This is a genomic window from Enterococcus sp. LJL120 (assembly GCF_054871765.1).
Genome location: NZ_JBTXLV010000035.1, coordinates 1 through 1,529, shown reverse-complemented (window position 1 = coordinate 1,529; position 1,529 = coordinate 1). Strand labels below are relative to the sequence as shown.

Annotated in this window: 1 protein-coding gene; it reads left to right on the top strand. The window is 36.6% G+C overall.

Features of this window, described 5'->3' with window-relative positions:
* Positions 1-92: 92 nt before the first annotated feature.
* Complete coding sequence (locus ACYSNU_RS18870) at positions 93-1,427, top strand: IS1182 family transposase (RefSeq protein ID WP_461738611.1); 1,335 nt, start codon at positions 93-95, stop codon at positions 1,425-1,427.
* Positions 1,428-1,529: the final 102 nt, after the last annotated feature.

The window sequence follows — 1,529 nt, the reverse complement described above, 5'->3', positions numbered from 1 at the left end:
CAGACTGTAGACAAAGTCCAACTTCTGGATGAAGTCTACAGTCTTTTCTTTTATAATAGAATTATGAAAACGAATTTAAGGAGAGAAAGCCTATGATGTCCAAACATGATGCCAATGGTCGCAATCAAATGACGTTGATTATTATGGATGACCTGGTTCCTAAAGACCATTTAGTAAGAAAAATTGATCAATCTATTATTTTTGATTTCATTTATCCTATCGTAGAGTCGACTTATTCGACGCTAGGCCGTCCTAGTATTGATCCCGTGGTCTTGGTGAAAATTGTGTTTATTCAATATTTATTTGGGATTCGTTCCATGCGTCAGACCATTAAAGAGATTGAAACAAATGTGGCGTATCGCTGGTTTCTAGGCTTTGATTTTAATGAAAAGATTCCCCATTTTTCAACTTTTGGTAAGAACTATGTTCGTCGTTTTCGTGAGACAGATTTATTTGAAGAGATTTTTGCTTATATTTTAGAACAAGCCGTGAAGGCTGGCTTTATTACGGAAGACGTTCTGTATATGGATTCCACCCACATCAAAGCCAATGCCAATAAACATCGGTTTACTAAAAAGCTGACTCATATTGAAGCGAAAGCTTACCAAAAAGAATTAGAAAATGAAATTGATGAACAACGGATTTTAGAAGGCAAAAACCCTTTTGTATGGGGCATTGAAAGTGAGTTGAAGGAACGAAAAATAAGTCCAGCAGACCCAGAAAGCGGCTATTACGTAAAAGGTGAACGAGAAAAACAATTTGCTTATTCTGCTCATACCATTTGTGACCACCATGGTTTTGTCTTAGAAACGATTGTCACTCCCGGAAATATTCATGACAGTCAGGTAGCTATCCCTTTGTTAGAAAAAGTGCGTCGCACTTTTAAACATGTCACCACAGTTGTAGCAGATGCAGGTTATAAAACACCGTTTATTGCGAAAACCCTGATTAATCAAGAAATTCGTCCTGTTTTACCCTATACAAGACCCCGAGGAGACAAAGAATTATTTAGAAAAACTGCCTTCGTTTACGATGAATATCATGATTGTTACCTTTGCCCTGAAGATAAAATTTTATCTTTTTCTACAGTGAATCGTGACGGCTATCGAGAATATAAATCAAAATCTTATCAATGCGAAAGTTGTCCAGTTTTGGATAAATGTACTAGAAGTCAGAGTCACCAAAAAGTCATTACGCGACATGTTTGGCAAGATTATTTAGATGTGGCCGAGGATTTACGCCATACGGATATCAATAAAAAAATATATCCTAGGCGAAAAGAAACCATTGAACGAGTGTTTGCGGATAGTAAAGAAAAACATGGTATGCGGTGGACAAAGTATCGTAGCTTGGAAAAAGTCGCCCGCCATACGATGTTGATTTTCGCTGCAATGAACTTAAAGAAATTAGCCACCTGGCTAAGTTAAAGGCAGAAGGCCTTTATTTTTTTGCCCAAATTTGAATGAGTAAAACAAAAAATAGGCTTTTAGAAGAATTTTACTTCTAAAAGTCTATTTGTCTACAGTCTG

Excerpts from the sequence above, each read along its gene's own strand:
- ACYSNU_RS18870 (WP_461738611.1), top strand. The coding sequence starts at position 93 with ATGATGTCCAAACATGATGCCAATGGTCGCAATCAAATGACGTTGATT.